The sequence below is a fragment of the Pseudarthrobacter albicanus genome (assembly GCF_018224015.1).
Taxonomy (GTDB): Bacteria; Actinomycetota; Actinomycetes; order Actinomycetales; family Micrococcaceae; genus Arthrobacter; species Arthrobacter albicanus.
The window spans coordinates 47357-72793 of record NZ_JAGPOT010000001.1 but is presented as its reverse complement, the minus strand read 5'-3'; the positions used below and the strand labels follow the sequence as shown (position 1 = coordinate 72793).

19 protein-coding genes are annotated in these 25437 nt (G+C 70.4%); 14 read left to right on the top strand and 5 right to left on the bottom strand.

Annotated features, from left to right (window positions below):
- Window positions 1-3: 3 nt before the first annotated feature.
- The 7 genes from J9611_RS00300 to J9611_RS00270 all read left to right on the top strand — a co-directional run bounded on the left by J9611_RS00300 (window position 4) and on the right by J9611_RS00270 (window position 10804).
- Window positions 4-351: a holo-ACP synthase gene (locus J9611_RS00300; protein WP_211876623.1), complete on the top strand. Its 348-nt coding sequence runs from the start codon at window positions 4-6 to the stop codon at window positions 349-351.
- A gap of 67 nt (window positions 352-418) precedes the next feature.
- Complete coding sequence (locus tag J9611_RS00295; RefSeq protein ID WP_246527166.1) at window positions 419-1960, top strand: NAD(P)H-hydrate epimerase; 1542 nt, start codon at window positions 419-421, stop codon at window positions 1958-1960.
- A 99-nt stretch (window positions 1961-2059) separates the two neighbouring features.
- Window positions 2060-4312, top strand: a complete 2253-nt coding sequence (glgX, locus tag J9611_RS00290; RefSeq protein ID WP_211876622.1) for a glycogen debranching protein GlgX — start codon at window positions 2060-2062, stop codon at window positions 4310-4312.
- Window positions 4309-6645, top strand: a complete 2337-nt coding sequence (gene treY, locus J9611_RS00285) for a malto-oligosyltrehalose synthase (RefSeq protein ID WP_211876621.1) — start codon at window positions 4309-4311, stop codon at window positions 6643-6645. Before glgX ends, treY begins: the two co-directional genes overlap by 4 nt.
- Before the next feature lie 40 nt (window positions 6646-6685).
- Window positions 6686-8488: a malto-oligosyltrehalose trehalohydrolase gene (gene treZ, locus J9611_RS00280; protein WP_211876620.1), complete on the top strand. Its 1803-nt coding sequence runs from the start codon at window positions 6686-6688 to the stop codon at window positions 8486-8488.
- A 23-nt stretch (window positions 8489-8511) separates the two neighbouring features.
- Window positions 8512-9567 carry an L-glyceraldehyde 3-phosphate reductase gene (gene mgrA / locus J9611_RS00275; protein WP_211876618.1) on the top strand — a complete coding sequence of 352 codons (1056 nt, stop codon included), beginning with the start codon at window positions 8512-8514 and terminating at the stop codon, window positions 9565-9567.
- A 151-nt stretch (window positions 9568-9718) separates the two neighbouring features.
- Window positions 9719-10804 carry an inositol-3-phosphate synthase gene (locus tag J9611_RS00270; RefSeq protein ID WP_211876616.1) on the top strand — a complete coding sequence of 362 codons (1086 nt, stop codon included), beginning with the start codon at window positions 9719-9721 and terminating at the stop codon, window positions 10802-10804.
- A gap of 94 nt (window positions 10805-10898) precedes the next feature.
- On the opposite strand, the gene J9611_RS00265 is transcribed toward J9611_RS00270, so the two are convergent.
- The 4 genes from J9611_RS00265 to J9611_RS00250 all read right to left on the bottom strand — a co-directional run bounded on the left by J9611_RS00265 (window position 10899) and on the right by J9611_RS00250 (window position 16553).
- Complete coding sequence (locus tag J9611_RS00265; RefSeq protein WP_211876614.1) at window positions 10899-11816, bottom strand: DUF559 domain-containing protein; 918 nt, start codon at window positions 11814-11816, stop codon at window positions 10899-10901.
- A 165-nt stretch (window positions 11817-11981) separates the two neighbouring features.
- Entirely contained in the window at window positions 11982-13715 is a 1734-nt protein-coding gene (locus J9611_RS00260; RefSeq protein WP_211876612.1) for a formate--tetrahydrofolate ligase, read from the bottom strand.
- Window positions 13716-13780: 65 nt separating this feature from the next.
- Window positions 13781-15046: a D-inositol-3-phosphate glycosyltransferase gene (gene mshA, locus J9611_RS00255; RefSeq protein WP_211876610.1), complete on the bottom strand. Its 1266-nt coding sequence runs from the start codon at window positions 15044-15046 to the stop codon at window positions 13781-13783.
- Window positions 15047-15086: 40 nt separating this feature from the next.
- Window positions 15087-16553: a family 4 glycosyl hydrolase gene (locus J9611_RS00250; RefSeq protein WP_211876608.1), complete on the bottom strand. Its 1467-nt coding sequence runs from the start codon at window positions 16551-16553 to the stop codon at window positions 15087-15089.
- Window positions 16554-16682: 129 nt separating this feature from the next.
- Here J9611_RS00250 and J9611_RS00245 point away from each other — a divergent pair, with 129 nt between their 5' ends.
- From J9611_RS00245 to tsaD, 6 genes are all read left to right on the top strand, one after another.
- A complete protein-coding gene (locus J9611_RS00245; RefSeq protein ID WP_211876606.1) occupies window positions 16683-17774 on the top strand; it encodes a carbohydrate kinase family protein in 1092 nt (363 codons plus the stop codon).
- Window positions 17775-17975: 201 nt separating this feature from the next.
- Complete coding sequence (alr, locus tag J9611_RS00240; protein WP_211876604.1) at window positions 17976-19217, top strand: alanine racemase; 1242 nt, start codon at window positions 17976-17978, stop codon at window positions 19215-19217.
- On the top strand, window positions 19214-19876 hold the full coding sequence (gene tsaE, locus J9611_RS00235; RefSeq protein ID WP_211876602.1) for a tRNA (adenosine(37)-N6)-threonylcarbamoyltransferase complex ATPase subunit type 1 TsaE: 663 nt from the start codon (window positions 19214-19216) through the stop codon (window positions 19874-19876). The genes alr and tsaE overlap by 4 nt, the downstream gene beginning before the upstream one ends.
- Complete coding sequence (gene tsaB, locus J9611_RS00230; RefSeq protein WP_211876600.1) at window positions 19876-20547, top strand: tRNA (adenosine(37)-N6)-threonylcarbamoyltransferase complex dimerization subunit type 1 TsaB; 672 nt, start codon at window positions 19876-19878, stop codon at window positions 20545-20547. Before tsaE ends, tsaB begins: the two co-directional genes overlap by 1 nt.
- Before the next feature lie 50 nt (window positions 20548-20597).
- Complete coding sequence (rimI, locus tag J9611_RS00225) at window positions 20598-21065, top strand: ribosomal protein S18-alanine N-acetyltransferase (protein ID WP_211876715.1); 468 nt, start codon at window positions 20598-20600, stop codon at window positions 21063-21065.
- The gene (gene tsaD / locus J9611_RS00220) at window positions 21062-22198 is read left to right on the top strand and encodes a tRNA (adenosine(37)-N6)-threonylcarbamoyltransferase complex transferase subunit TsaD (protein WP_211876598.1); all 1137 of its coding nucleotides are present in this window, start codon (window positions 21062-21064) and stop codon (window positions 22196-22198) included. The genes rimI and tsaD overlap by 4 nt, the downstream gene beginning before the upstream one ends.
- A 188-nt stretch (window positions 22199-22386) precedes the next feature.
- On the opposite strand, the gene J9611_RS00215 is transcribed toward tsaD, so the two are convergent.
- Window positions 22387-23538 carry a glutamate--cysteine ligase gene (locus J9611_RS00215; RefSeq protein WP_211876596.1) on the bottom strand — a complete coding sequence of 384 codons (1152 nt, stop codon included), beginning with the start codon at window positions 23536-23538 and terminating at the stop codon, window positions 22387-22389.
- A 183-nt stretch (window positions 23539-23721) separates the two neighbouring features.
- Here J9611_RS00215 and J9611_RS00210 point away from each other — a divergent pair, with 183 nt between their 5' ends.
- Window positions 23722-25416 (top strand): glycoside hydrolase family 3 N-terminal domain-containing protein, encoded by a 1695-nt coding sequence (locus J9611_RS00210; protein ID WP_307856986.1) that lies wholly within the window; start codon window positions 23722-23724, stop codon window positions 25414-25416.
- The last annotated feature ends 21 nt before the right edge of the window (window positions 25417-25437 follow it).

Below are 25437 nucleotides of genomic sequence, written 5' to 3'. Positions count from 1 at the left end.
GCCATGATTGTTGGCATCGGCGTAGACGTCGTAGACATCGAGCGGTTCGGCCGGCAGCTGGAGCGCACCCCCGGGCTGCGCGACCGGCTGTTCGTCCCGGCCGAACGTGACCTGAACACCCGGTCCCTGGCCGCCCGGTTCGCCGCCAAGGAGGCCGTGGCCAAGGTGCTGGGGGCTCCGGCGGGCATGAACTGGCAGGACTGCTGGATCGGGCTGGACCAGAACGGTCCCACGGTCCAGGTCAAGGGCACCGTGCTGGCCGTGGCGGAGTCCAAGGGCGTCAAGCGCTGGCACCTGTCGATGAGCCACGACGGCGGGATCGCCACCGCGACGGTCGTCGCCGAAGGCTGAGAAAGGCCCGCGGGGCGCCGGCCCGAACCCGCCCGAACAGATCCGGACTTCCCAGCGACCGCACTGAATGGACGGAAAAACCATGATCAGCGCCTACACCGGAACCCAGATACGGGAGGCTGAAAAGCGCCTTCTCCAAGCGAGCCTGGACGCCGGCGCGGACGCTGTCCTCATGCAGCGGGCCGCCTATGGCCTTGCCAACACCGTGATCCGCGAGCTGCGCAGCCGCGGGCAGCGGCTCTACGGCTCCAGCGTCACCGTGCTGGCGGGCAAGGGCAACAACGGCGGCGACGGGCTGTTCGCCGCCGTGCTGCTGGCCGGCCGGGGCATGCGGACGACGGCGGTGCTCACCGGCGGGGACGCCCACGCTGCCGGGCTGGCCGCGTTCCGCAAGGCCGGCGGCCGCGCCGTGGCACTCACGGCCGGGAACGGCGCGGAGCAGGCGGCGGCCGCGGCCCGCACCGACGTCGTGATTGATGCCGTCCTCGGGACCGGCGCCCGGGGCGGCCTGCGGGGCCCCGCGGCCGCCCTGATGGCAGCCCTGGAACGGACACGCCCCCGGCTGGTGGTTGCCTGCGACATACCGAGCGGGGTGGACGCGGACACCGGGGAATCGCCGGCGCCGGTGCTCACCGCCGACGTGACAGTGACCTTTGGCGCCGCCAAGGCCGGCCTGCTGGCCGACCCGGGAGCGGACTTTGCCGGGCGCGTGCAGGTGCTCCCCATCGGCATCGAGGCCGGGCTTCCGTGGCCGGCCCTGCAGCGGCTGGAGGCCGGGGACCTCGCCGCCCTGCTGCCGCACCCCGGGCGCCGGGCGCACAAGTACTCCCGGGGCGTGCTTGGGGTGGTCGCAGGCTCAGCCGCCTATCCGGGCGCCGCCGTGCTGGCCTGCCGGGGTGCCCTCGCCGCCGGCGTGGGCATGGTGCGCTATCTCGGGCCCCCCGACGTCGCCGACCTCGTCCGCCGGTGGTGCCCCGAGATCGTCTGCAGCACCGGGGCGGTGGCCGATGCGCATGTCCAGGCCTGGCTCGTGGGCTCCGGGCTGGACGAATCCGATGAGCAGCAGCTGCAGCGCGCCCGCGACGCCGCAGACTCGGGCCTGCCGACGATTGCCGACGCCGGCGCGCTGCCGGCCCTGCCTGAGGTGCTGGCCCCGCAGGTGGTCCTGACGCCCCACGCCGGCGAACTGGCGGCCCTGCTGAAGCGCCTCGGGGTGGAACTGGACCGCCCCGCGGTGGAAGCCGCCACGCTCAGCGCTGTGCGGCGCGCCGCAGGCCTGACCGAAGCCACCGTGCTGCTCAAAGGAGCGACCACCCTCGTGGCCTCCCCCTACCAGGACTTCTACAGCCAGGCCGAGGGCACCCCCTGGCTCGCCACGGCCGGCAGCGGCGACGTCCTGGCCGGAGTCATCGGTGCGCTGCTGGCGCAACTCGGTGCCGACGTCGGGCGCTTCGCCGACCGCGGCATCGATCCCGACGCGAGGTGGGCGGCGATCGCGGCCATGGCGGCAAGCCTGCACGGCCGTGCCGGGGCCCTGGCCTCCGCGGGCGGCCCGGTCACTGCAGGTGCCATCGCCGGCAGCATTCCCGAGGTGATCCGCACGCTGTAAGCATGCTGTCATCAAGGGCCATGATGCGCCAAAACAGGAATACTAACCCTACTTACCAGTAGTCTGTCTAGAGATTACCGCCACGCACGAGGAGTACACATGGAAGTCTGGCCCGGATCGGCTTACCCGCTGGGAGCCACTTTTGACGGCACTGGCACAAACTTCGCCTTGTTCAGCGAGCGGGCGGAAAAGGTCGAGCTCTGCCTGTTCGACGAGACGGGAACGGAAACCCGGTACGACGTCGTGGAGGTCGACGGGTACGTCTGGCACTGCTACCTTCCGCAGGCCCAGCCCGGGCAGAAATACGGCTACCGGGTCCACGGGTCCTATGATCCGGCCTCCGGCAACCGTTTCAACCCCAACAAACTCCTCCTCGACCCCTACGCGAAGGCCGTGCACGGCCAGATCGACTGGGATCCGGCACTCTTCTCCTACAACATGGGGGACCCCGACTCCCGGAACGATGCCGACTCGGCCCCGCACATGATGATGGGCGTGGTGATCAACCCGTTCTTCGACTGGGATGGGGACCACAACCTCCGTGTCCCCTACCACAAATCGGTGATCTACGAGGCGCACGTCAAGGGCCTGACGCAGCTGCACCCGGAAGTGCCGGAAGAACAGCGCGGCACCTACGCCGGCGTGGCGCACCCCGCCGTCATTTCCCACCTGCAGAAACTTGGCGTCACCGCCATCGAGCTCATGCCGGTGCACCAGTTCGTCAACGACGGCATCCTGGAGGACAAGGGCCTCAACAACTACTGGGGCTACAACACCATCGGTTTCTTCGCCCCGCACAACGGCTACAGCTCCATCGGCGACGCCGGCCAGCAGGTGCAGGACTTCAAGGCCATGGTCCGGTCACTGCACCGGGCCGGCATCGAAGTGATCCTCGACGTCGTCTACAACCACACCGCCGAAGGCAATCACCTGGGCCCCACGCTGTCCTTCAAGGGCATCGACAACGCCGCCTACTACCGCCTGATGGACGGCGACGAGAAGCACTACATGGACTACACGGGCACGGGCAACTCGCTCAACGTCCGGCAGCCCCATTCCCTCCAGCTGCTGATGGACTCCCTGCGCTACTGGGTGACCGAGATGCACGTGGACGGCTTCCGGTTCGACCTCGCCTCCACCCTGGCCCGGGAATTCTATGACGTGGACAAGCTGTCCACCTTTTTCGAACTCATCCAGCAGGACCCCGTCGTGTCCCAGGTCAAGCTCATCGCCGAGCCCTGGGACGTGGGCCCCGGCGGCTACCAGGTGGGCAACTTCCCGCCGCAGTGGACGGAATGGAACGGCCAGTTCCGCGATACCGTCCGCGACTTCTGGCGGGGCGAACCGTCCACCCTGGGCGAATTCGCCTCCCGGATCACCGGTTCCGCGGACCTTTACGAGCATTCCGGCCGCAGGCCCGTGGCCTCCATCAACTTCGTCACCGCCCACGACGGCTTCACCCTGGCGGACCTCGTGTCCTATAACGAGAAGCACAACGACGCCAACGGCGAAGGCAACAACGACGGCGAATCCCACAACCGGTCCTGGAACTGCGGCGCCGAGGGCCCCACGGAGGACCCCAAGGTGCTTGGGCTCCGTGCCCGCCAGCAGCGGAACTTCATCGCCTCGCTGCTGCTCTCCCAGGGCGTCCCCATGCTGCTCCACGGCGACGAACTGGGCCGCACCCAGCAGGGCAACAACAACGGCTACTGCCAGGACTCTGAACTGACCTGGATCAACTGGGACAACGTCGACCAGCCGCTCGTGGAGTTCACGGCCGCCGTCAACGCCCTTCGGGCCAAGCACCCCACGTTCCGCCGCAGCCGGTTCTTTGACGGCAGGCCCGTGCTGCGCGGCGAGGGAGAGCGGCTTCCGGACATCGAATGGCTGGACCCGGACGGCTCCACCATGAAGCCGGAAGACTGGGACAGCGGCCTGGGGCGGTCCATTGGCGTCTTCCTCAACGGCGACGGCATCCGGGGCCGGGACGAGCGGGGCCGGCGCATCACCGACGTCAACTTCGTGCTGTTCTTCAATGCACATGATGACGAAGTGAAATTCACGCTGCCCTCGGACGAGCACGCCCCGGCCTGGGATGTCATCATCGACACCGCAGGCCAGAATGCGGACAGCAGCCCGGTGAAGGCCGGCGGCGTCCTGTCCGTGGACGCCAAGTCCCTGGTGGTGCTCCGCGCCCACAGCACACCCGAGGTGGAGCCCGACCACTCGGTGGCGGCCTCGCTGGCTGCGTTGTCGCAGACCAGCACGACTGAAACCGCCTCGCTGACGACACCGGCCGTGCCCGAACCCAAGGCGGCCAGGAAAGCCAGATCGAAGAAGAAAGACTCATGAGGACGCCGGTCTCCACCTACCGGCTGCAGATCAGGCCCGGCTTCACCCTCGCCGATGCCGCGGACATCGTGCCGTACCTGAAGTCGCTGGGCGTGGACTGGGTCTACCTCTCGCCGGTCCTGACGGCCGAGCGGGGCTCGGACCACGGCTACGACGTCACCGACCCCGCCGCCGTCGACCCCGACCGCGGCGGGGCCGAGGGGTTCGCCGCGGTGTCGCGGGCGGCGCGGGAGGCCGGCCTGGGGGTGCTCGTGGACATCGTGCCCAACCACGTCGGCGTCGCGACCCCGGCGCAGAACCCGTGGTGGTGGTCGCTGCTCAAGGAAGGCCGGCAGTCCCGCTACGCCCGGACGTTCGACGTCGACTGGGACTTCGGCGGCGGCCGCATCCGGATTCCCGTGCTGGGGGAGGACTCGGACCTGGACGCGCTCCAGATCCGGGACGGGGAGCTGCGCTACTACGACCACCGCTTCCCGCTGGCCGACGGCAGCTACACTGCAGGTGACTCCACTGCCGACACCCCGCGCGAGGTCCACGACCGGCAGCACTACGAGCTGATCGGCTGGCGGCGGGCCGACAACGAGCTGAACTACCGCCGGTTTTTCGCCGTCAACACCCTCGCCGGGATCCGGGTCGAGTTCCCGGAGGTCTTCGACGAAGCCCACGCCGAGGTTCTCCGCTGGTTCCGGGAAGGGCTCGTCGACGGGCTGCGGATCGACCACCCGGACGGCCTTGCCGACCCCGAAGGCTACCTGCGCCGCCTGCGGGAGGCCACCGGCGGGGCTTACCTGCTGATCGAGAAGATCCTCGAACCGGGGGAGGTGCTCCCCGCCGGTTTCGACTGCGAAGGGACCACCGGCTACGACGCCCTCGCGGACGTGGACCGGGTCTTCGTCGACGCCGCCGGGCAGGCACCGCTCGATGCGCTCGACGCCGAACTCCGCGGGGGCCGGCCCGCCGACTACGAGGAGATGATCCGCGGAACCAAGCGCAGGATCACGGACGGGATCCTGCATTCGGAGATGCTCCGGCTGGCCCGCCTGGTACCCGCCGGTACGGGCCTGGGCGGTGAACCGGCCGCCGATGCGCTGGCCGAAATCATTGCCGCGTTCCCGGTCTACCGCAGCTACCTGCCGGAAGGCGAAGAGGTCCTCAAGGAGGCCTGCGAACTCGCCGTCCGCCGCCGGCCCGAGCTCGGACCGGCCGTGGGGCTGCTGCTGCCGCTCCTGCTCAATGCTGGTCCCGGGGCCGAGGCGGAGCTGGGGCGCCGCTTCCAGCAGACCTCCGGCATGGTCATGGCCAAGGGGGTGGAGGACACCGCGTTCTTCCGCTACACCCGCCTCGGCACGCTGACCGAAGTCGGCGCCGATCCCACCGAATTCGCGCTCACCCCGGAGGGGTTCCACGCCCGGATGGCGCGCCGGGCGGCCGCGCTCCCGCTGTCCATGACCACGCTCAGCACCCACGACACGAAACGCAGCGAGGACACCCGGGCGCGGATCTCGGTGCTCGCGGAGCTGGCGCCGGAGTGGAAGGCCTCGCTGGGCCGGCTTCGGCGGCTGGCACCGCTGCCCGACGGGCCGCTGGCGAACCTGCTGTGGCAGGCTGTTGCCGGCGTCTGGCCCGCGGACCGGGAACGGCTGCAGTCCTACGCCCGGAAGGCCGCCCGCGAGGCCGGCAACTCGACCAACTGGATGGACCCCGACCCGGCCTTCGAGCAGGCCCTGGCGGCCGCCGTCGACGCCGCCTTCGACAACGCCGGGGTGCGCGCGGAACTGGAGGCCCTCGCGGGCCTGCTGGAACCCTATGGCGCCTCCAACGCGCTGGCGGCCAAGCTGGTGCAGCTGACCATGCCCGGCGTTCCGGACGTCTACCAGGGCACCGAATTCTGGGACCGTTCGCTGACCGATCCGGACAACCGCAGGCCGGTCGACTTCGGCGCGCGCCGCGAGGCCCTCGCCGCGCTCGACGCCGGCGCCCGGCCGGCGTCGTTCCTCGACGAAACGGCCAAGCTGCTGGTGACCTCGCGGGCGCTGCGCCTGCGCCGGGACCGGCCGGAGCTGTTCACCGGCTACTCCCCGGTGCACGCCACGGGCGCCGCGGCAGGGCACCTGCTGGCCTTCAACCGGGGCGGCAACTCGGCGGGAGCCCTCACGCTCGCCACCCGGCTGCCCCGCGGACTCGAGCAGAAGGGCGGCTGGCAGGGCACCGCCGTCGTTCTTGGTGCCGCGATGACGGACGAGCTGACGGGCCGCTCCTTTGGCCCCGGCGAGGTCGAAGTCGGGCAGATTTTGGCGACCTACCCGGTCGCCCTGCTGGTACCCACGGCCTAGGGACTCCTTGAACAACCGACATGGGGAACGGAAAAATGCCATGACCTTGCCAGTACACGGAACCGGACGCTTCGATCTCTGGGCGCCGGACGCCGAGGCAGTGACCCTCCTCGCCGACGGACATAAGTACCCGATGAGCCGCGCCAGCGGGTTGCGCGGCGGCTGCGACGGAGCCGGCTGGTGGACCGCCGCCGGCGCCCCGGCCGCGGGCGAGGTGGACTACGGCTACCTACTCGACCAGGACCCGACGCCACTGCCGGACCCGCGGTCCCGGCGCCAGCCCGCGGGCGTGCACGCCCTCTCGCGGACGTTCGACGCCGGCAGCCACCAGTGGGCGGACGGGCAGTGGGCGGGACGGGAGCTTCAGGGCGCCGTGATCTACGAGCTGCACCTGGGCACCTTCACCCCCGAAGGGACCCTGGACGCGGCCATCGGGAAGCTGGGCTACCTGGCCGGGCTCGGCGTCGATTTCGTCGAGCTGCTGCCGGTCAACGGCTTCAACGGCACCCACAACTGGGGCTACGACGGCGTCGCCTGGTACACGGTGCACGAAGGCTACGGCGGCCCCGCCGCCTACCAGCGCTTCGTGGACGCCGCGCACGCCGCCGGCCTGGGCGTCATCCAGGACGTGGTCTACAACCATCTGGGTCCCAGCGGGAACTACCTGCCCCGCTTCGGGCCGTACCTCAAGTCCGGCGAGGGCAACACCTGGGGGGAATCGGTCAACCTGGACGGCCCGGGCTCGGACGAGGTGCGCCGCTACATCCTGGCCAACGCCGCCATGTGGCTGCGCGACTACCACGTGGACGGCCTGCGCCTGGACGCCGTACACGCCTTCAAGGACGAGCGGGCGGTCCACCTGCTCGAGGAATTCGGGGCCCTCGCCGACGCCGTCGCCGCGGAAAGAGGGCGCCCGGCCGCCATGATTGCCGAATCCGACCTGAACAACCCCCGCCTGCTCTACCCGCGCGGCGTCAACGGCGACGGCCTCACCGGGCAGTGGAGCGACGACTTCCACCACGCCGTCCACGTCAACGTCACCGGCGAGACCACCGGCTATTACGCCGACTTCGGCTCGCTGGGGGCCCTCGCCAAGGTCCTGGCCAGGGGCTTCTTCCACGACGGCAGCTACTCGAGCTTCCGCGGACGGCACCACGGCCGGCCGATCGACACCGCCCTGGTCCACCCCGCCGCCCTCGTGGTCTGCAGCCAGAACCACGACCAGATCGGCAACCGCGCCACCGGGGACCGGCTGTCCGCGTCGCTGGGCTACGGGCCGCTGGCGCTCGCCGCCGTCGCCACCCTGACGTCCCCGTTCACGCCCATGCTGTTCATGGGCGAGGAGTACGGCGCCACCACGCCCTGGCAGTTCTTCACCTCGCACCCTGAGCCGGAGCTGGGCAAGGCCACCGCGGAGGGCCGGATCAGGGAGTTCGAGCGGATGGGCTGGGATCCCGCCGTCGTGCCCGACCCGCAGGACCCGGACACCTTCACCCGCTCCAAGCTGGACTGGTCGGAAGCCGCCGACGGCGACCACGCCCGGCTCCTGGAGCTCTACCGGGCACTCATCGCGCTGCGCCGTGCGACGCCGGAGCTCGCCGGACCCGGCTTCGACGGCACCGAGGTGGACTTCAGCGAGGAGGACCGCTGGCTCCTGCTGCGGCGCGGCGCCGTCCAGGTGGCGATGAACTTTTCCGCCGAACCGCGCCGGGTTGCCGTCGCCGGGGCACGGCTCGCGCTGGCCACCGACGACGGCGTCCGGCTTGACCCGGCAGGGCTGTCCGGCGGGCCGTCCGGCCGGCTGGACCTTCCGGGCCACAGCGCCGCAATTCTCACCCCGTAACCCTCTACGACAGGATAGTACCCTTGGTTTATTCCGCAGCAGACACCCGCTACGACTCCATGCCCTACAGGCGGGTGGGACGCAGCGGCCTGAAACTCCCGGCCATCTCCCTGGGCCTGTGGCACAACTTCGGCGATGACAAACCCTTCGAGGTCCAGCGGGCCATCCTGCGCCGCGCCTTCGACCTCGGCGTCAACCACTTCGACCTCGCCAACAACTACGGCCCCCCGGCAGGGTCCGCCGAGACCAACTTCGGCCGACACCTGCGGGACGATTTCGGGCCCTACCGGGACGAGCTCATCATCTCCACCAAGGCCGGGTACAACATGTGGCCGGGCCCGTACGGGGAATGGGGGTCCCGCAAGTACCTGCTCGCGAGCCTCGACCAGTCATTGGAACGGATGGGCCTGGACTACGTGGATATTTTCTACAGCCACCGCCCCGACCCGGAGACGCCGATGGAGGAGACCATGGGCGCCCTGGATTCGGCCGTCCGCTCCGGCAGGGCCCTGTACGCCGGCATCTCCTCCTACACCCCGGAGCAGACCCTGGAAGCGGCCCGGATCCTGAAGGACCTGGGCACCCCGCTGCTGATCCACCAGCCCAGCTACTCCATGCTGAACCGCTGGACCGAAAACGGCACACCCAACCTCTATGAGGCACTGGAGCAGGTGGGCGCGGGCTCCATCGCGTTCTCCCCGCTGGCGCAGGGCCTGCTCACCGACCGCTACCTCCAGGGCATTCCGGCCGGCTCCCGCGCCGCCCAGGCGAAATCCCTGGCCGGATCCACCATCACCGAGGACAGGCTGGACCGTGTCCGGGGGCTCCACCGGATCGCCGAAGGCCGCGGCCAGTCGCTGGCCCAGCTGGCCATCGCCTGGATCCTCCGCGGGCAGTCCAGGGGCTCCTCCGTCACGTCCGCCCTCGTCGGCGCCTCCACCGTCGGGCAGCTTGAGGACACGCTCGCCGCCGTCAAACGGCTCGACTTCTCGGCAGCGGAGCTCACCTCGATTGACGAGTTCGCCGTCGAGTCGGACATCAACCTGTGGGCCCAGAAAGAGCCGGACCCGCTAACGTAACAGAAAAGCCGGCGGAGGACGGGAACAAGCGCGGCCGCCGCGGCGTTGACTACAATGCTAGGGTGCCGTATGGCCCCGTGCCCGTCTGCCGCCGTCGCACATCAGAGTGCGTCCCCACCGGGTGCGTGAAGTTTGTTCCTAAAGGAGTTCCGTGTCTTCAAATCCGATTCGTGTTGCAATCGTTGGCGTAGGTAACTGTGCCACTTCGCTGGTCCAGGGCGTCCAGTACTACCGGGATGCCGACCCCCAGGCCACGATCCCGGGTCTGATGCACGTGGAGTTCGGCAAGTACCACGTCAACGACGTTGACTTTGTTGCCGCTTTCGACGTCGACGGCAAGAAGGTGGGCCTGGACCTGTCCGAGGCCATCCTGGCGAGCGAGAACAACACCATCAAGATCGCCGACGTCCCGCCGACCGGCGTCACCGTCCAGCGCGGGCCGACCCTCGACGGGCTCGGCAAGTACTACCTCGAGACCATCGAGCAGTCCGCCGAGGAGCCCGTGGACGTCGTCCAGGTCCTCAAGGACGCCAAGGTCGACGTCATGGTCTGCTACCTGCCGGTCGGATCCCAGGAAGCCGCCGAGTTCTACGCCCAGTGCGCCATCGACGCCGGCGTGGGCTTCGTCAACGCGCTGCCGGTCTTCATCGCCGGGACCAAGGCGTGGGCGGACAAGTTCACCGCCGCCGGCGTGCCGATCGTGGGCGATGACATCAAGAGCCAGATCGGTGCCACCATCACGCACCGGGTCATGGCCAAGCTCTTCGAAGACCGCGGCGTCACGCTGGACCGCACCTACCAGCTCAACGTCGGCGGCAACATGGACTTCAAGAACATGCTGGAACGCGACCGCCTCGAGTCCAAGAAGATCTCCAAGACCCAGGCCGTCACCTCCAACGTCGAGGCCGACATCGCGCCGCGCGACGTCCACATCGGCCCGTCCGACTACGTGCAGTGGCTGGACGACCGCAAGTGGGCCTTCGTGCGCCTCGAGGGCCGCAACTTCGGCGACGCCCCGGTATCGCTGGAATACAAGCTCGAGGTCTGGGACTCGCCCAACTCCGCCGGCGTGATCATCGACGCCATCCGCGCCGCCAAGATCGGCCTGGACCGCGGCATCGGCGGCCCGCTGCTCTCGGCGTCGAGCTACTTCATGAAGTCCCCGCCGGAGCAGTTCAACGACGACCTCGCCCGTGAAAAGGTCGAGGCCTTCATCCGCGGCGACCTCGAGCGCTAACCCCCTTTTTTCACCCCGTTTCCCCCGGTTGCCCTATCACTTGTGGTCCCCAAACGCCTGGTTTGGCTGCTGCAAGTGATAGGGCAACCGGCGTTTAACAGGGACGAAGGGCGCGGCGGACTCTGCGGACGGCACCCCGGAAGTCATCGGCCAGATCGTCTGCGTTGAACTTGAAATACCGCCAGCCCGCAGAGTTGAACGATTCGTCGCGGCGGTTGTCGCGGGACTGCTGTTCGCGCGTGAGGTGGTGGCCGCCGTCGTACTGGATGGCAACCCGATGCTCACGATAGCCGAGGTCCGCGGCAGGTGAATACGGGTCACCCTGGACAATCCGCAGCTGCAGTTCGGGTTCCGGGAGTCCGGCAGATGTCAGGGCCAGGCGCAGGAAAGTCTCCGGCGCGGAGTCGGCGCCGGGACGGATCAGTTCCGTCGCCTGGCGCGCCTTCACGACTCCTTTGAGTTTCGGGTGGCGCCTCAGCATTTCGTGCAGCTGGGGAAGTGTTGCCCACGGCTCCGAGCGGTCCTCGAGGCCCGGATGGGGGCGACGGACCAGCTGGTCGCCGACCGCTACGAGATCTTCAAGTGGCAGGACGCGGGCAAGGTCAAGCCAGGTCCGGGCCGGGGTTGAAATGCGGGTGCCGTCCAGCACCATGACCTCGTCCTCGAAAGCAAGCACGGTATGCCCGACCACACCCTCGCGCCGGACCGGGGGCAGCGCCCTGGGCTTACTGAGATGGAGTTCCCGGCAGCCACGGAACCAGGACGGAAGCCACAGCCCAAGCAGTATTGCGGCGGTCACGTGCGAGATCCATGCGCCCGGTGTTGCCGCCGAGAGTGCCCTCGCCAGGCTGCGGATTTCAAACTCCCAGCCGGCGGGCAGATACACCAACCGGCCGGCTGAGACGAGGTCGGAGGAACGGAGCCGGCCGCTGCTCAGACTGGCAGCCCTCGCCTCCTGGACAGTGAACGGGGCGGCGGAAAGGTGGGCCGGTAGAGGCGCAGATGGACGCATGCGCACCATTGTTGCCCTAACGCCGCCGCTCCCGCAGAAGTTGTCCACAATCCGACGGCACCAGTCCTCCACAGCCATGCCCAAGCCCGTTGCGCTATCACTTACGGGCGTCAAGAAGGGGGAATGGCAGCCAAAAGTGATAGGGCAACGGAGGTGAGGGAGGGTCTAGAAGAGGCCGACGGGATTGCCGTCGGGGTCGACGTCCATGCGCATCGCGGCCGGTTCCTTCGGCAGGCCCGGCATGGTCATCACGGCCCCGGTCAGCGCCACGATGAAACCGGCCCCGGTCTTCGGAATGAGGTCCCGGACGTGGACCGTGAAGCCCTTCGGGGCGCCGAGCCGGGTGGCGTCGTCGCTGAACGAGTACTGCGTCTTGGCCATGCAGACAGGAAGGCCTGACCAGCCATTTTTCTCGATGTCGGCGAGCCGCTTGAGCGCCGGGACGGAGAAGTCCACGCCGTCGGCGCCGTATATCTCCTGCACGATCGTGCGGATCTTGTCCTCCACGGACAGCTCCAGCGGGTACAGGTGCCGGAACGTGTGCGGGGCGTCGAGGGCAGCGGCAACCTTTGCGGCCAGCTCGTCCCCGCCGTCGCCGCCACCGCCGCGGCCCCAGACATCGGCGACGGCGGCCGGCACACCCTCGGCGGCGCACCAGTCCAGCAGCCAGTCCAGCTCCTCCCGGGTGTCCGTAGCGAACTTGTTGATCGCCACAACCGGGGTGATGCCGAACTTCCCGACGTTGCGGATGTGGCGCTGGAGGTTGGCGACGCCGGCGGCCAGCACCTCCGCGTTGGGTTCCTTGAGCCGGTCCTTGGCGACGCCGCCGTGCATCTTGAGCGCCCGGACCGTTGCCACCAGCACGACGGCGGACGGCGCGACGTCGGCCACCCTCGCCTTGATGTCCATGTACTTTTCGGCGCCCAGGTCTGCGCCGAAGCCGGCTTCCGTGACGACGATGTCTGCCAGTTGCTGCGCGGTCCGGGTGGCGATGAGGGAGTTGCAGCCGTGCGCGATGTTCGCGAACGGGCCGCCGTGGACCAGGGCGGGCGTCCCCGCGATGGTCTGGACGAGGTTCGGCTTGAGGGCGTCCTTGAGCAGCATGGTCAACGCGCCCTGGACGCCCAGATCCGCCACCGTGACCGGTTGGCGGTCGTAGCTGTAGCCGAAGGTGATGCGGCCCAGGCGCTCGCGAAGGTCGTCCAGGTCCGTGGCCAGGCAGAAGACGGCCATGATCTCGGAGGCCGCCGTGATGTCGAAACTGTCCTGCCGCGGCACGCCCTGCGCAGGCCCGCCCAGCCCGATCACGACCTCCCGGAGCGAGCGGTCATTCATGTCCAGCACCCGCTTGAAGGTCATCCGGCGCGGATCGATGTTCAGCTCATTGCCCTGGAAGATGTGATTGTCCACGAGGGCCATGAGCGCGTTGTTGGCCGAGGTGATCGCGTGGAAGTCGCCGGTGAAGTGCAGGTTGATCTCGTCCATGGGCAGGACCTGGGAGTAGCCGCCGCCCGCCGCACCGCCCTTCATGCCCAGGATGGGGCCCAGGGACGGTTCGCGCAGCGCGATCATGACCCGATGCCCTGCGCGGGCCAAAGAATCCGCCAGACCCACCGTGGTGGTGGACTTGCCTTCACCCGCGGGCGTGGGCGACATCGCGGACACGAGCACCACCTTGCCGGGGGCGCGGCCAGCGCCGGAAGCAGGGACCCTCAGCTTTGCCGGGTCGATCTTGGCCTTATAGCGGCCGTAGAACTCGAGCGCCTCGGCGTTGATCCCGGCCGCGGCTGCGACCTCCTCGATCGGCCGGATGGTGGCCCGCTGCGCAATCTCCAGATCGCTCAGGGCCGTGGCCGGGGCAGTTGCCGAGGCGCTTCCAGCGGGTGCGGTGTCAGACATCGTTGTCCTTCGGTTCGTGGCGTCGGCGGTGTACCGGTCCGGTGCTGCCGGCCAGTGGGTCCGGCTCAGGGCGCGTGGCCCACCGGGATGTGCAGGCTTCCAAAGTGCTGGCTCAGGGCGGTGTGGTAGCTCTCCAGCGTGATGGCGGCGGTGCGTTGCCAGCCGAACCCCTCGGCGTGCACCGAGGCGGCCCGGCCCATATCCTCCCGGGTGGCGGGATCGTCGTAGAGGGCCTCGAGGGCGTCGGCCCAGTGGCCGGGTTTGTGTCCTTCCACCAGCAGCCCGGTCCGGCCGTCGAAGATGGCGCGGGAGAGCCCGCCCACCTTGGTGGCGACCACGGGCGTCCCGCAGGCCTGCGCCTCCAGGGCCACCAGGCCGAAGGATTCGCTGTACGAGGGCATCACCACGACGTCGGCCGAGCGGAACCAGCCGGCCAGCTCTGGTGCGCTGACCGGCGGGTGGTGGGTGGCGACGTCGTCCATCCCGGCTGCGCTGATCAGCGACTTGAGGTTGAAGTCCTTCGCGCCGCTGATGGCACCCAGGATGGTCACCTGCAGGTCGATGTCCGGGCGGCGGGAACGCAGCAGTTCGGCCGCCTTGACCAGGACCTGCGGGCCCTTGAGCCGCTGGATCCGGCCGGCGAAGAGCAGATGGAACTTCCCCGGCGGCACGCCGTGCCCGGCCCGTGCCCGGCTGCGGAACGCGGGCGTGAAGACGGCCAGGTCCACGCCCGGGGGAGCGACGTCGATGTGGTCGATGTCCGCGTTGTAGTGCGAGACGAGCTCGGCGGCTTCGGTCCCCGTATTGGCGACCAGGCGGGTGGCGCCGTCGACGATCCGGTGCTCGCCCTCCTCGCGCCGTCGAGGTTCCGGCTGCTCACCGGACTCCAGCAGCAGGTTCTTGACCTTGGCCATGGTGTGCATGGTGTGCACGAGCGGCAGCCCCCACAGCTGCGACAGCTCCAGGCCCGCGACCCCGGACACCCAGTAGTGCGAATGGATCAGGTCGTAGCGGCCGTGCGGCTGGAGCTGGCGGATCCGGTCGATCTCGGCCACCATGGTGTGCAGCAGCTCCGGCAGCTCCTCCTTGGGCAGCTTCCGCGGCGGCCCGGCCAGGACATTGTGGACGCACACGCCCGGGGAGGGATGCTCGACGGCGGGCTGCCCGGCGGCGGTGGACCGCGTGAAGATCTCCACCTCGACGCCGGTCTCCGCCAGGGCCGCGGCCAGCGCCCGGATGTACACGTTCATGCCCCCGGCGTCGCCCGAGCCGGGCTGCTCCATCGGGGAGGTGTGCAGGGAGAGGAACGCGACACGGCGGACCAGTGACATTGTTCCCCCTTCCCTGCGTGGACTGCATGTCGATAAAACATTACTCCTGTACCGCGGACGGGCCGCCGCCGCGCCAGAGCGCCCCAAGCTCCGGGAACGCGGCCTCGTAACCGGCGAGGAGCTTTCCGGCCAGAAGCTCCGAATCGACCAGCGGGTGCCGGGCGAAGGCCGCGAGGGCCGCCTCCCGCCGGCCCTGTCCGGCGGCTGGTCCGGCTGCCTCCACCACGAGCCGCTCCACATCCTTGACCCGCCGCATCAGCGCCAGCTGCGGCGGGGCCGGACGGTCCTGCGGCAGCGGCACGATGCCGTCGGGGGTCACCTTGCAGGGGACCTCGACGACGGAGTCCGCGGGCAGTCCGGGGACCGCCGGGACTGCGCCGGGACCCGCGCCCGGCACCGTGTTGGACGTATTGAGGATCAGCTCGGCCCGGCCGCCCCCGGAGAGGGCCCGCATGACAGCGAGGGCGACGCGTTCGTAGCCGCCGCCGGCCAGGTCCGTCTCGTCCCGGCGCTCGCCGGCCGGCCGGGCCTCGGCCAGGTAGCCTTCCTCGCGGGACCTGCGGGCGGCCTCCCAGAGCCGGTAGGCGTCAGGCCCCGCGGCCGCCAGCCGGGGATATAGCTCCGACTGCTGCGCGTCGATGGACTCGCCGCGGGTCTGCCCGGCGTCGCGGATGGCGGCCACGGCGCGGGCGGTGTCGTAGTAGTAATAGAGGTACTCATTGGGCAGGCAGCCAAGCCCGGCGAGGAATTCCGGGCCGAACAGCCGGCCCTCCTCGAAGCCCGCCAGGGCCGCGGCGTCCGCCAGCAGCTCCGGCAGGACGTCCCGGCCGCCGGACTCCAGCCGGTAAAGCCAGCCCAGATGGTTCAGCCCGTAGTAGCCCACGCCGTCGAGCTGCCCCTGGAGCTTTCCCTCGAGCTGTCCCTCAAGCTTTCCCTCGAGCTGTCCCTGCGGGAGGACGACGCCGGCGGCCCGCGCCGCCCGGTGCACCAGGCCGCCGGCGGAATCGCAGATGCCGACCACCTTCGGGCCGAGGACGGGGAGCAGCGCCTCCGTGACGATACCCGCGGGGTTGGTGAAGTTCAGCAGCCATGCCTCAGGGCACCGCCGCCGCATCTGGGCCGCGAGTTCCAGCATGCGGGGGATGGACCGCAGGGCGTAGGAGATCCCGCCGGCCCCGGTGGTCTCCTGGCCCAGGACCCCCAGGTCCAGGGCGATCCGCTCGTCCGCCGTGCGCCCGGCGGTGCCGCCCGGGCGGATCGCGGCAAACACCATGTCCGTGCCGTCGAGCGCCTCGGGCAGGGACGTGGTGGTCCGGACCGCGGGGAAGGATGCGCCCCCGGGCTGCCCGGCGAGCGAGGCCAGGACCGCGTCGACGGCGGCGAGCCGGCCGGCGTCGACGTCGTACAGCACCAGCTCGCGGACCAGCCCCGCGAAAGGCCCGGAGGAGAGCGCCCGGTAGATCAGCGGTACCCGGAACCCGCCGCCGCCGGCAATCATGAGCCGCATGCGCACAGTCTATTCGCACGTGTTCCTTGCCGCTGCTGTACTGTCCCGCTTCGGGGCTGCTCCCACGGGCGTCCACCGGCCCCGGGCCGCGCCTTTCCACGGGTACGGGGACGGCGTAGTGTGCCGTACATGGACCCGATACCGACCCGGCGCTACGATCCGCTGTCCGCCGTCCGCGGACCGGCGTCGGAGGGTTTCGACCTGCTCCTGTCCGGCACGGTGTTCCAGGACATCATCTTCACCGGGCTGCCGCACGCGCCCCGGGCCGGCACCGAGATCTGGAGCGAGGGGATGGGCAGCTGCCCCGGCGGAGTGGCCAACCAGGCCATCGCCGCGGCCCGGCTCGGGCTGCGGACCGGACTGGCCGCCGCGTTCGGCGACGACGGCTACGGCGATTACAACTGGAAGATCCTGGCCGGGCAGGAACATGTGGACCTGTCCCTGTCACGGCGGATTCCGGGCTGGCACTCGCCCGTCACGGTGTCCCTCAGCGTCGAGAAGGACCGCTCCATGGTCACCCACGGCCATCCGGCGCCGGTGACCTCGACCCAGCTGATCGGGTGCCCGCCGCCGGCGCTCGCGGCCGTCGCGGACCTCGGCGAGGAAATGGAACCGTGGGCCCTGGATGCCCGCGCGGCCGGCGTCCGGCTGTTCGGCGACGTCGGCTGGGATCCCACCGGCGCGTGGTCCTCCGCCCGGCTGGAGAACCTGCAGTACTTCCACGCGTTCATGCCCAACCAGCACGAGGCGATGGCCTTTACCGGGCGGGACAACCCCTGGTCGGCGCTGTATTCACTCGCGGACAAGGTGCCGGTGGCCGTCGTGACGCTGGGCCCCCAGGGCGCCATGGCCGTCGATTCCGAAACCGGCGAGGAGGAATGGGTGCCCTCCCTGCCGGTCTCCGCCTACGATCCGACCGGCGCGGGAGACTGCTTCGGCGCGGCCTTCATCGTGGGCTGCCTGGCCGGCTGGCCGCTCGGGGACAGGCTCCGTTTCGCCAACCTGTGCGCGGCCTTGGCCGTGCAGGAAGTCGGCGGCTCGCTCGCGGCACCCGGTTGGGGCGACATCGCCGACTGGTGGCAGCGGGCCAACGCCCGGAAGGAACGCCAGGGCAGCCAGTGGCTGCGCCGCTACCACTTCCTGGCCGACATCGTCCGGGACGTGCCGCCGGAAGCGCTCCGGCGGGCGACGGCGACCATCGCGCACCTTTCCGACGCCTGAGGGGCCCGCGCCCGGGATCCAGTGCGCTGGACATGCCCTCCGCCCAGGCCGGCGCATGGACATGATCCCCTTGTGTCCGGTTTCCGGTGCGGGCAATGAACATGTCCCGCGCGCGGTGCGGGGAATGCGCATGTCCCCCGCTCGGTGCTGCCATCGGGGCCGGAATTATCAGGCGCCCACTGCCGCCCCTAGAATCGTTAAGTGACTTACCCAGCAGCAACAGGTGATATCCAGACCCCTACGGCGGCAGCGCCGGCCCATCCCGAGGAGCGCTCGGCAGTAATCGACCTCGAGGCCATCCGGCACAACGTGCGCCGGCTGGCGGCGGTGGCGTCGCCCGCCAAGGTCATGGCAGTCGTCAAGGCCGACGCGTACGGCCACGGCGCCGTTCCCGTGGCCCGGGCCGCCCTCAGCGCCGGTGCCGCCTGGCTGGGCGTGGCCCACATTTCCGAGGCGCTGGCGCTGCGCGCGGCCGGCATCGAGGCACCACTGCTGGCCTGGCTGCACACGCCGGAGAGCAACTTCGGCGCCGCCGTGGCCGCCGGCATCGACATCGGCTGCTCGGGCTGGGAACTGGAGCGGATCGTGGCGGCGGCCCGGGAGCAGGAACGGCCTGCCCGCATCCATCTGAAGGCGGACACCGGCCTGGGCCGCAACGGCGCCACCCCGGAGGCGTGGGACGCCCTCGTGGGCGAGGCGGTCGAGTACCAGGACCAGGGACTGCTGCGGGTGGTGGGCATCTTCTCGCACCTGGCCGTCGCCGACGAACCCGAGCGGCCCGAAACCGACGACCAGCTCGCGGCCTTCCGCGAGGTCCTCGCCATCGCCAGGGACGCCGGCGTCGACCCCGAGGTGCGCCACCTCGCCAACACCCCGGCCACCCTGTCCCGCCCCGACACGCACTTCGACCTGGTCCGCGTGGGCCTGGGCATCTACGGGCTGTCCCCCTTCGAAGGGCAAAGCTCCGCCGAGCTGGGCCTGCGGCCGGCCATGACGGTCCGCACCCTCGTCTCGCACTGCAAGGACGTGCCTGCCGGCCAGGGCGTCTCCTATGGACTGAACTACCGCACCGGCGGCGCCAGCACCCTGGGGCTGATCCCGCTGGGCTACGCCGACGGGGTTCCGCGCGTGGCCACCGGCGGACCGGTCCGGGTGGAGGGCGTGACGTACCCGGTGGTCGGCCGGATCGCGATGGACCAGATGGTGATCGACCTCGGGCCGCGCAACGTGGCCGCCGGCGGGCCGAGCATCCTCGGAGCCGAGGCCGTGCTGTTCGGCAACGGCGAGGACGGCGCCCCGACGGCGGAGGACTGGGCCCGTGCCGCCGGCACCAACAACTACGAGATCGTGACGCGGATCAGCCCCCGGGTGCCGCGCCGCTACATCAACGAAGAGCCGCAGCCCGCCGCCGGGGCCGCCAGCAACGATCAGGCCAGGCCGTGAGCGCGGCGGTCTGGGAACGGACGCTCGACGTCCGGACGGCGGAACAGACGCACGCCCTCGCGGCGGCCCTCGGCGCCCAGCTGGCGGCCGGGGACCTCGTGATCCTCACCGGCGAACTCGGCGCAGGGAAAACCACCTTCACCCAGGGGCTCGGCGAAGGGCTGGGCGTGCGCGCCGGCATCATCTCGCCGACCTTCGTCCTGGTCCGCATCCACCCGAACCTGCCGGACGGGCCCCGCCCGGGCGGCCCGGACCTCGTGCACGTGGACGCGTACCGGCTCGAATCCGCCGCCGAAATCGATGACATCGACCTGGAAAACACGATGGACAGCGCCGTCACCGTCGTCGAATGGGGCCGCAACAGGGTCGAACACCTGGGCGACAGCCGGCTGGAGGTGGACCTGTACCGCCCGCTGGGCGGCGCCGGCGCCCCGCCGGGCGGCAGCGGCGCAGGTGCAGCCGTGCACGGCCCGGACACGCCGGACCAGCCCGCCGGTGTCCTGGACTTTGACACCGACGACGACGAGCCCCGCACGGTGGTGATCCGCGGCTTCGGCCCGCGCTGGGCCGAGCCCCCGGTCCTGCCCGGGGCCCTCCCGGAGGCCTCTTCGGCTACCGTCCCGGAAACCCCTCCCGCCATCCCGGAAGGGAACTCCTGATGCTGATCCTCGCCATCGACACCTCGGCCGTGGCCAGCGCCGCACTCGTCTCCGATGACGCCCCGGAGTCCGTGGTGGCCAGCTTCGCCACCGAGGACACCCGCAGCCACGCCGAAGTCCTGGCCCCGGGCATCGAGCAGCTGATGGCCGAGGCCGGCCTGGACGGCGCCGACGTCGACGCCATCGTCACCGGGGTGGGCCCGGGCCCCTTCACGGGGCTGCGTTCGGGCATCGTCACTGCCCGCACCCTCGCCTTCGTCTGGAACAAACCGCTGTACGGCGTCATGAGCCTGGACGCGATCGCCCTCGAAGTCGCCGAGTCCACCGATGCTGTGCCGGAGTTCATCGTCGCCACGGACGCGCGGCGCAAGGAGGTCTACTGGGCCCGGTACACCCTCGCCGACGCCCAGTTGCCGCAGCTGCTGGACGGCCCGCATGTCGGATTCGCCGCGGACCTCCCCGACCTCCCGGTCTACGGTGCCGGGGCCGGGATCTACGCCGACCTCGTCAAGGCGGTTCCCGAATTCAGCTCCCGGCAGCCGGAGGCGCTCTCGCTGGGCCAGTTCGCCCTCGCGCGGCTCGACGCCGGGGAGGCGCTGCTGGACTCGACCCCGCTGTACCTGCGGGAGTCCGACGCCCGGGTGCCCGGCCCCCGGAAGCGGGCGCTGTGAGCGGCCCGGAAGCGGCGTCCACGCTGCCGGGCGGGGCGACGCTGCGCGACATGAACGCCGCCGACATCCCGGCCGTCCACGAGCTGGAACGCCGGCTGTTCCCGGTGGACGCCTGGCCGTTGCAGATGTTCGTCGAGGAGCTGGCCCAGCGGGAGACCCGCCGCTACCTCGTCGCCGAGCTCGCCGGCGGGATCGTGGGCTACGCCGGGCTGATGTGCATCGAGCCGATCGCGGACGTCCAGACCATCGCCGTCGTGCCGGAGCAGGAAGGCAACGGCATCGGCTCGGCCCTGCTCACCGAGCTCATCAGGGAAAGCCGGCGGCGCCATGCCGAGGACGTGCTGCTGGAAGTCCGCGCGGACAACCCCCGCGCCCAGCAGCTCTACCGCCGCTTCGGCTTCGAACAGATCCACGTCCGGCCCCGGTACTACCGCGACGGCGTCGACGCCCTGATCATGCGGCTCCGGCTGGACACCGAACCACCCTCCGACCAGCCCCGGGAAGCAGACCGCCCATGAACCGCACCCAGCACAGTGACCGGCCGCTGGTCCTTGGCATCGAATCCTCCTGCGACGAGACCGGCGTCGGGATTGTCCGCGGAACGGCCCTGCTGACCAACACCGTGTCCTCCTCGATGGAGGAACATGTCCGCTTCGGCGGGGTGATCCCGGAGATCGCCTCCCGCGCCCACCTCGACGCCTTCGTGCCCACCCTCCGGCAGGCGCTGGCGGACGCGGACGTCACGTTGGAGGAGCTCGACGCGATCGCCGTCACGTCCGGGCCCGGACTCGCGGGAGCGCTGATGGTCGGCGTGTGCGCTGCCAAGGCGCTCGCCGTCGCCACCGGCAAGCCCCTGTACGCCATCAACCACCTCGTGGCGCACGTCGGCGTCGGCCTCCTCCAGGGGGGTGCCGGCGGCCCGGACGCCGGTCCCGGCTCCCTGCCGGAGAGCGGTCTGCCGGAGAACTCTCTACCGGAAAATTTGGGTGCGCTGCTGGTGTCCGGCGGACACACCGAAATCCTGCGGATCCGGAGCATCACGGACGACGTCGAACTGCTCGGCTCCACGATCGACGACGCCGCCGGCGAGGCCTACGACAAGGTCGCCCGGCTGCTGGGCCTGGGCTATCCGGGCGGCCCCGCCATCGACGCGCTGGCGCGCAGCGGCAACGCGAAGGCGATCCGCTTCCCCCGCGGACTCAGCCAGCCTAAGTACATGGGGACAGCGGAGGAACCAGGCCCGCACCGCTACGACTGGTCCTTCAGCGGGCTCAAGACCGCCGTCGCCCGCTGCGTGGAGCAGTTCGAGGCCCGCGGCGAGGACGTGCCCGTGGCGGACATCGCCGCGGCCTTCCAGGAAGCCGTGGTGGACGTGATCACGTCCAAGACGGTGCTCGCCTGCCGCGAACACGGCATCACCGAGCTCCTGCTGGGCGGGGGAGTGGCCGCCAACTCACGGCTGCGCCAGCTCACCGGGCAGCGCTGCAGTGCGGCCGGGATCCGGCTGACCGTCCCGCCGCTGTCCCTGTGCACCGACAACGGCGCCATGGTGGCCGCGCTCGGCGCCCAGCTCGTGATGGCCGGGGTAGCACCGAGCGGCATCGGCTTTGCGCCCGATTCCTCCATGCCGGTCACCACCGTCTCCGCCTGAAGCCCGCTCCGGACGGCCCGGGGACCCGGACGCCTGCTTGGGCGCGGCCCCGGATCCGGACATGCCCCACGCCGGGGCCGGCGGATGGAGATATTCCGGTTATGCCCGGTCCCGGGCGCGAAGACTGGGCATGTCCTCCCGGCCCGCCGCCTGGATCTGAAGCCCGGACGAACGAGCGAACGGACCAGCTACGCGTCCGGGCCCTTGCGCATCTGCTTGACGAGGTCGAGGACGACGGCGCGCAGGTCCCCGCCGTTCTCCGCGGCGACGCGGCGCTGCCGCTGGCAGCCCGCGCCGCGCTCGATGATCTTCAGGACGTCGAGCAGTTCCGTGCTGCAGCCGAGCCTGGCCGCGACGGGTTCGAGCCGCGCGACCGTCTCGCGGATGTGCTCGGTGACGAGCTGCTCATTGCCCTCGGCGTCGAGGATGATGATGGCGTCCAGGCCATACCGGGCGGCCCGCCATTTGTTTTCCTGCACATGCCAGGGCGGCATGGTGGGAATGGTGCCGCCGTTGTCCAACAGGGTGGAGAAGTCGTCCACGAGGCACTGCGTGAGGGCGGCGATGGCGCCGACTTCCTCGAGGGTTGCCAGTCCGTCGCAGATGCGCATCTCGATGGTGCCGAGGGCAGGTACCGGACGGATGTCCCAGCGGATTTCGGAGAGCGTATCGATCACGCCGGTGGTGAACATGTCCCGGACGTAGGACTCGTAATCTTCCCAGCTGGAGAACTGGAAGGGCAGGCCCGCGGTGGGCAGCTGCTGGAACATCAGGGCCCGCTGGGACGCGTAACCGGTGTCCTCGCCGCCCCAGAACGGGCTGGACGCGGAGAGCGCCTGAAACTGCGGGAAGTAGTTCACCAGGCCATCCACGATGGGAAGGACCTTGTCGCGGCTGTCGAGGCCGACGTGGACGTGGACGCCGTAGATGACCAGCTGCCGGCCCCACCACTGGGTGCGGTCAATGAGCTTCGCGTACCGGGCCTTGTCCGTCACGGGCTGAAGCTGCGGGGGGCTGAAGGGATGGCTGCCGGCGCAGAAGACCTCGACGCCCATCGGATCGGTGACCTCACGGACCGCCGCGAGGGAACTGCCCAGGTCCGCCTTCGCCTCGGCCACGGTGGTGCAGATCCCGGTGACGAGCTCCACCGTGTTCAGCAGCAGCTCCTGCTTGATGTGCGGGTGCTCGTCATCCTCGTTCAGCTCCGGATGCCTCGCGACCACGCCGCTAAGCACTTCGTTGGCGACGGAGGCCAGTTCCCCCGTTTCGGCGTCGACGAGGGCGAGTTCCCATTCCACACCAAGAGTTGATTGCCTGGATGAAGCGAAATCAATCTTCACGTGGTCCCTTCACTGTTCTGCTGTCCGTTTCCGTTACCCGGCCGGCAAAGTCACGGGCGGAGCCGCCGTACGGTTGGCAGGGAAACGGTGGTCCAAGTCTAGTGCAGGCGTAGCATCGAGACGGTGGCCAAGTTACAGCGAACAGGTGAAAGTATTCACAAAAGCACTCCGACCGCAGCGGTCTTGACGGCAATTCTGGGCCTGGTCCTCGGGACGGCCTCCTGCTCGGCGCCTCCGCCGGCAGACAGCTCCGGCAGTCCCGCGGCCCCCGGGACCCCGGCGCCGGCACCGGCCACTGCGCAGCCCGCGGCCCCGCCCGGGAGCGCGGCGGACTCCCCGGAGCCGCAGCCCGCGGCCCCCGCATCCCGGCCGCTCGGCTGGGGACCGCAGCAACAGGACGCCGACGCCGCAGGCCGGGCCGTCGCCGCGATGAGCCTTGAGCAGCGGGCCGGGCAGGTCCTGCTCCCGTTTTACCCCGGACTGGACCCTGAGGCCCACGCCGCGACCATCGAGCGGCTGCATCTGGCCGGTTCCATCATCATGGGCGACAACGTCCCGGGGACGCCGGGAAGCCAGGTGGACACCGCCGCCATGCGCAGCGTCACCGGCCGGCTCCAGGCGGCGGCGCGCGCGGACGGCCGTGGCTGGCCCGGGCTGATCGGCGTCGACCAGGAAGGCGGGCTGGTGGCCCGGCTGCGCGCACCGCTGACCGAGTGGCCTGCCCCGATGAGCTACGGCGCCGCCGGAAACGCCCCGCTGGCGTCCGGCGCCGGCCAGGCCTTGGCCTCGGAGCTGGCAGCGGTCGGCTTCAACACCGATTTCGCCCCCGCCATGGATGTCACCATGGGACCGGCCGATCCGACCATCGGCGCCCGGTCCATGTCCGGCAGTGCCGGCACCGCGGCGGACCTGGGGGTCGCCTTCTCGCAGGGGATGCTGGCCGCCGGGCTGCTGCCCGCCGCGAAGCACTTTCCCGGCCACGGCTCGGTGGGCGTCGATTCCCACGCGGACCTCCCCGTCCAGGGCGCCTCGCTGGAGCAGCTCCGGGCCAGGGACCTGGTGCCCTTCCAGGCAGCCATCCGCGCCGGCCTGCCGATGGTCATGACCGGCCACATCGCCGTGCCCGCGCTGGAACCGGGGGTCCCCGCGTCCGTGTCCAAGGCGGCCTACGCGGAGCTGCGCCGGATGGGCTTCCACGGGGTGGCCGTGACGGATGCGCTCAACATGGGGGCGGTCCGGAAGCAGTTCCCCCTCGACTCCGCCGCGCCTCTTGCGCTCGCCGCGGGCGCGGACCTGCTGCTGATGCCGGCGGACGTCGCCGTGGCCCACGCCGCAATCGTTACCGCGGTCAAGAGCGGCGCCCTGCCGCCGGACCGGCTGGCCGAGGCCGCGCAGCGGGTGGCCACCATGATGATCTGGCGCGGCCGGACCGGCACCCCGCCGGGAACGGCGCCGGGAAGCGGCACCGGACTGTCACGGAAAGTCTCGGAGGCTGCGATCACCGTGCTGGCCGGCCCCTGCCACGGACCCCTCGTGCCCGCCAGCGTCCGCGTGACGGGAGGCTCCGAGGAGGACCGGTCGCGGTTCACTACCGCGGCCCGTGCCGCCGGGATCAGCGTCGGCGACGGCCCGCTGGTTTCGCTGATCGGTCCCGGCGGAGGGCCGGCAGCGCCGGAGACAGCAGCGGCGGACGTGGCTGTTGCGCTCGACGCGCCGTGGCCGCTCGCTGACTCGGCTGCCCCGGCGAAGATCGCCCTGTACGGCCGCAGCCAGGGAGCCTTCGATGCGCTGGCGGCGGTGCTCGCCGGCAAGGCGACGGCCCCCGGGAAGCTGCCCGTCGCCGTCGGGCCCTATCAGCCGGGGTCGGGCTGCGGCTGAGGGCGCCGGCAATTAGCCGTG

Excerpts from the sequence above, each read along its gene's own strand:
- J9611_RS00300 (WP_211876623.1), top strand. The coding sequence starts at position 4 with ATGATTGTTGGCATCGGCGTAGACGTCGTAGACATCGAGCGGTTCGGC.
- J9611_RS00260 (WP_211876612.1), bottom strand. The coding sequence starts at position 13,715 with ATGTCTGACACCGCACCCGCTGGAAGCGCCTCGGCAACTGCCCCGGCC.
- tsaD (WP_211876598.1), top strand. The coding sequence starts at position 21,062 with ATGAACCGCACCCAGCACAGTGACCGGCCGCTGGTCCTTGGCATCGAA.
- glgX (WP_211876622.1), top strand. The coding sequence starts at position 2,060 with ATGGAAGTCTGGCCCGGATCGGCTTACCCGCTGGGAGCCACTTTTGAC.
- J9611_RS00245 (WP_211876606.1), top strand. The coding sequence starts at position 16,683 with ATGGACCCGATACCGACCCGGCGCTACGATCCGCTGTCCGCCGTCCGC.
- J9611_RS00250 (WP_211876608.1), bottom strand. The coding sequence starts at position 16,553 with ATGCGGCTCATGATTGCCGGCGGCGGCGGGTTCCGGGTACCGCTGATC.
- mshA (WP_211876610.1), bottom strand. The coding sequence starts at position 15,046 with ATGTCACTGGTCCGCCGTGTCGCGTTCCTCTCCCTGCACACCTCCCCG.
- J9611_RS00295 (WP_246527166.1), top strand. The coding sequence starts at position 419 with ATGGACGGAAAAACCATGATCAGCGCCTACACCGGAACCCAGATACGG.
- rimI (WP_211876715.1), top strand. The coding sequence starts at position 20,598 with ATGAACGCCGCCGACATCCCGGCCGTCCACGAGCTGGAACGCCGGCTG.
- treY (WP_211876621.1), top strand. The coding sequence starts at position 4,309 with ATGAGGACGCCGGTCTCCACCTACCGGCTGCAGATCAGGCCCGGCTTC.
- treZ (WP_211876620.1), top strand. The coding sequence starts at position 6,686 with ATGACCTTGCCAGTACACGGAACCGGACGCTTCGATCTCTGGGCGCCG.
- tsaB (WP_211876600.1), top strand. The coding sequence starts at position 19,876 with ATGCTGATCCTCGCCATCGACACCTCGGCCGTGGCCAGCGCCGCACTC.
- J9611_RS00265 (WP_211876614.1), bottom strand. The coding sequence starts at position 11,816 with ATGCGTCCATCTGCGCCTCTACCGGCCCACCTTTCCGCCGCCCCGTTC.